General features: G+C 58.1%; 5 protein-coding genes. 1 reads left to right on the forward strand and 4 read right to left on the reverse strand.

The genetic code is table 11. From position 1 onward, the window contains the following. On the reverse strand, positions 1-800 hold an 800-nt coding region (locus VL547_RS15660; protein ID WP_325579472.1), incomplete at its 3' end, for an acetyl-CoA carboxylase carboxyltransferase subunit beta. 78 nt (positions 801-878) lie between these two features. Beyond that, complete coding sequence (locus VL547_RS15665) at positions 879-1,937, reverse strand: class I fructose-bisphosphate aldolase (RefSeq protein WP_325579474.1); 1,059 nt, start codon at positions 1,935-1,937, stop codon at positions 879-881. A 72-nt stretch (positions 1,938-2,009) separates the two neighbouring features. On the opposite strand from VL547_RS15665, the gene fbaA reads away from it, so the two are divergent. Next, positions 2,010-3,077 carry a class II fructose-bisphosphate aldolase gene (fbaA, locus tag VL547_RS15670; RefSeq protein ID WP_325579476.1) on the forward strand — a complete coding sequence of 356 codons (1,068 nt, stop codon included), beginning with the start codon at positions 2,010-2,012 and terminating at the stop codon, positions 3,075-3,077. Positions 3,078-3,190: 113 nt separating this feature from the next. Here the strand turns inward: fbaA and VL547_RS15675 are convergent, their stop codons facing one another. Further along, positions 3,191-4,285: a hypothetical protein gene (locus tag VL547_RS15675; protein ID WP_325579478.1), complete on the reverse strand. Its 1,095-nt coding sequence runs from the start codon at positions 4,283-4,285 to the stop codon at positions 3,191-3,193. Continuing rightward, the coding region (locus tag VL547_RS15680; RefSeq protein WP_325579482.1) for a helical backbone metal receptor at positions 4,276-4,530 on the reverse strand (255 nt) is incomplete at its 5' end. The genes VL547_RS15680 and VL547_RS15675, both read right to left, overlap by 10 nt.

The following is a 4,530-nucleotide window of genomic DNA, read 5'->3' on the forward strand; positions in this document are numbered from 1 at the left end:
GGGAGCTCCTTGCGGATGGTCTCCTTGATGACGCGGGGCCCGGCAAAACCGATCAGCGCGCCCGGTTCGGCGATATTGAGGTCCCCCATCATGGCGAAGGACGCGGTGACGCCCCCGAAGGTCGGGTCCGTCATCAACGAGATATAAGGGAGCTTGGCGTCGGCCAGCTGGGTCAGCTTACCGATCGTCTTGGCCATCTGCATCAGGGAAAACGCGCTCTCCATCATACGGGCGCCGCCGGACTTGGAAATGATCATCAGCGGGAGCTTGTGGTGGATACAATAGTCGACCGCGCGCGCGATCTTTTCCCCCATCACGCTGCCGAGCGATCCCCCGATGAACTCGAAGTCCATACAGGCCACGACCAGACCCGCCCCCGCTACCTTGCCTGTGGCGACCCGGATCGAGTCCTTGAGGTCCGTTTTTTTCCAGACTTCCTCCAGCCGTTTGCTATAAGGCTTGAGGTCGGTAAAACCCAGGAAGTCCTTGGAACGGATCTCCGCGAAAAGCTCGGTATATTCCTTACCGTCGAACAGCAGCTCGAAATATTCCTGGCTGCCGATGCGGTGGTGGTAGTTGCATTGTGGACAAACGAACCAGCTCTCCCTGAGCTCGATCATGGTACAGGTGTACTTGCACTGGGGACACTTCGTCCATAATCCTTCCGGCACTTCCTTCTTCTCCGCCGTGCTCGTTTGAATCCCTTTCTTGATCCGCTTGAACCAGCGGGTCTTCGATTCTTCTGACTGTCCTTCCTCTCCGGTAAGGTTTACTTCGAAATCCTCCTCATGTTGGGACATCGGTTCTCCTTTTTTTAAACGACAAATGTCGGACTTTTTCGCGAAATGAGCGTCAACTAGTTAGCTTTTTTTGGCCACTTACGCGATCGTGATGCTCTTGTCCAGGTAGACGTCCTGCACGGCATTGATAATCTCCACGCCCTCGGCAAAAGGCCGCTGGAATGCCTTCCGTCCCATAATCATCCCCATCCCGCCCGCGCGCTTGTTGATGATCGCCGCGGAAACCGCCTCCGCCATATCCGACGCGCCCTTCGATTCTCCGCCGGAATTGATCAGCCCCACGCGGCCGCTGTAGCAGTTCAACACCTGGTAACGGCACATATCGATTGGGTGATCCGTCGTCAGTTTTTCATACACGAGCGGCGACGTCTTCCCGTATTTAAGCGCCAGGTACCCGCCGTTGTTGGTGGGGAGCTTTTGCTTGATGATATCCGCGCGGAGCGTGACGCCCAGGTGGTTGGCCTGGCCGGTGAGGTCGGCGGCGGTGGAATAGTCGATGTTTCCGACCTTGAAGGCGGCGTTCCGGGTATAGCACCACAGGATCGTGGCCATGCCCAGCTCGTGCGCCTGCTCGAAGGCCTCGCCGATCTCGTGGAGCTGGCGGTCGCTTTCGGCGCTGCCCCAGTAGATCGTCGCGCCCACGGCTACCGCGCCCATGTTCCAGGCGCTCTTGACGCTCCCGAATATCGTTTGATCGTAACGGTTAGGGTAGCTCAGGAACTCGTTGTGGTTGATTTTCGCCACAAACGGGATGCGGTGCGCGTACTTGCGGCTCATGATACCCAGCACGCCGAGCGTCGATGCGACAGCGCTGCAACCCGCTTCCACGGCAAGCTTGATGATATTTTCGGGGTCGAAGTAGATGGGATTCGGGGCAAAAGAGGCGCCCGCGCTGTGCTCCACGCCCTGGTCTACCGGAAAGATGGACAAATACCCGGTCCCGCCCAGGCGTCCATGGTCCAGGAGTATTTGGATGCTCCGCAAAACTTGGTTGTTTCGGTCGCTGTTGGTCCAAATCTTTTCGACATGATCCGGAGAAGGCAGGTGCAGCCCGTCTTTTGGGTAGGTATTACAGGTGTGATCCAACAAGTAGGCTGCTTTCTCTCCCAATAACTCAGAAATTTTTGCGGAAGGCATAAAGGAGGTTTTATCCCCAAATATACTATCTTAGCGACGCTTTTTTTTAATAGCTAAAATTTGTAATACCACATGGCAAAGTACCGTGCCGGCGTTTTGTTCGGCGATGAATTGAGTGCCCTATACCAGGACGCCAAGAATGGCAAGTTCGCGCTCCCGGCCGTGAACGTGATCTCGACCAACACGATCAACGCTGTTTTGGAAACCGCCGCCAAGGTGAATTCGCCCGTGATCATCCAGTTCTCCAACGGTGGCGCCCAGTTCGTCGCCGGTAAGGGCATGCCGAACGACCACCTCCAGGCCAACATCGCGGGAGCCATTAGCGGTGCCCTCCACATACACAACGTCGCCCGCTACTACGGCGTCCCCGTCGTCCTCCACACCGACCACGCCGCCAAGAAGTGGTTACCCTGGATCGACGGTCTGCTCAAGGCCGGTGAAGAGTACAAGGCCAAGAACGGCCAACCCCTCTTCTCCTCCCACATGCTCGACCTGAGCGAAGAGCCCCTCCACGAGAACATCGAGATTTCCGTAGCATACTTCAAACGCATCGCCGCCCTGGGCATGAGCCTCGAGATCGAGCTCGGCGTCACCGGCGGTGAAGAAGACGGCGTCGACAACAGCGGCGTCGAAAACAGCAAGCTCTACACCCAACCCCAGGAGGTCGCCGAAGCCTACACCGCACTGTCGAAGATCAGCCCGCTGTTCACCATCGCCGCCTCCTTCGGTAACGTCCACGGCGTCTACAGCCCCGGCAACGTCGAGCTCCGCCCCGACATCCTCGCCAGCAGCCAGACGTACATCGAGCAACACCTCGGCACCGGCCCCAAGCCCGTCAGCTTCGTTTTCCACGGCGGCAGCGGCTCGCCCAAGCACCAGATCACCGAAACCCTCGACTACGGCGTCATCAAAATGAACATCGACACCGACATGCAGTGGGCCTTCTGGGAAGGTGTGCTGCACTACTACCAGAAAAACGAGGGCTACCTCCAATCCCAGCTCGGCAACCCCGACGGCGCCGACAAGCCCAACAAAAAATACTACGACCCCCGCGTATGGCTCCGCAAGGGCGAAGAGAACTTCGTCAAGCGCCTCGAGGAAGCCTTCGCGGACCTCAACTGCATCGGGCGGAACGCCTAAGCGCCGCAAGCCGCGCCCAAGTGTCTCCCGCCGATCCACCCAAGCGCCACCACGCGATCGACCGGCAGCATCCCGACAAGCCCGATTGGGGCCCATGGCCCTCACGGGGCCGGTCAGTCGCGGAAGCTGCCGGTTTGCTTTTGTATATACAGGAGGTTCTTTTGCAGCGTCTGCTTCAGCTGGCGCTTGACCAGCTGCCCCATAGAGCGGCAACGCTCGAACACCGGCGCCCCGAAGTGCGCCGCGAGCTCGGATCGCAACTGCAACAATTTGGGCGACGACGAGATCGCGTCCGCGGACATGATATTAAGCAGCTCCATGAGGCGGAACCGCGCCGCCACTACGCGGTACGCCATGATCGTGCGCTCCTCCACCTGGTACTGCTCGATGGACGAGCGGTTCAGGTGCCGCATGACCAGGTCCACGTAGGGATTGTTTTCCTTAAAGAACTGGGGTAAATAAAGGTTCATCCGCCCCTCATAGGATTGCTGGTCGAAGTCGATCGCGCGGATGCGGTATTGGTAATCTTCGATGTCGGGCGTGATCTCGACGACGAAATTATAGGACCGCATGTCCCCGAGCAACCGTACGAAACAGCGCTCGTTGAACTTCACGAACTCCTTGGCCAGCCGGATCTTGTTCGTAAAGGGGTCCTGGAAATATTGTTCCACAAAAACGTCTCCCGGTATGCCCGGGATGTGTTCTTCTACCAGCGTGTGGCGATCGGCCAAAAACGTGATACGGTTCGGCGACAGCAGATGTTCCAGCTCCAGCCCATAGACGCGCGATGCATCGGCCACCTTGATATAGTAGTGGTCGTAGTTGTCGTTGTACTTATTGACGATGCGTATCCGGAACGGTTGCGAATTTCCAAACCGGCAAAAGTCGATCCGCGCCACGTTGAGGTGCCCCGCAAAGGTGAGGTCTCCTTCCGTCTTGAGGATGGCATAGATAAAAACCAGCTTTTCGGCCAGGAACTCCCATTCGCGGAGGTCGTAGGAGCACGTCTCCCACAGCGTGTCGTTCCCGCGTTTGTCCTTTAACGGTATGCTTGTCCGGAAGTGTAGCAGGTCCTTATAGCCCACCGGCAACTTGACGTCCCGCCCGTGTTTACGCAAATAAGCGCTCAGCGGTTCCCGCACCGGAAAGAAGGGCTTTTTCCGCGAAGGCTTACCCGCCTCCACCGCCGTATCGGGGCTTAAGTACATAAGCTAAGATACAGATTCCCGAAGTACTCCGGCGCCAGCCGCAACCGGCTCCCGTACCAGCTGAACATCTCCCCGTCCACCAGCCGCGCCGTCGCCCCCGGCAACTCCGCCGCGTGTCGATCCTTAAACGGATACGGTTCGCTCGAAAGCAACGCCAGCCCACGCACTTCCGCCGGATCGACCGTCGGGTAGCGGCTCAAATGCCGGTATACATTCACGAACCCCGCCCTTTCCATCATATCGTT

Source organism: Dinghuibacter sp., from assembly GCF_035492835.1.
Lineage (GTDB): Bacteria > Bacteroidota > Bacteroidia > Chitinophagales > Chitinophagaceae > Dinghuibacter.

Bases quoted from the DNA above. Each gene is read 5' to 3' on its own strand.
- VL547_RS15665 (WP_325579474.1), bottom strand. From the start codon at position 1,937: ATGCCTTCCGCAAAAATTTCTGAGTTATTGGGAGAGAAAGCAGCCTAC.
- fbaA (WP_325579476.1), top strand. From the start codon at position 2,010: ATGGCAAAGTACCGTGCCGGCGTTTTGTTCGGCGATGAATTGAGTGCC.
- VL547_RS15675 (WP_325579478.1), bottom strand. From the start codon at position 4,285: ATGTACTTAAGCCCCGATACGGCGGTGGAGGCGGGTAAGCCTTCGCGG.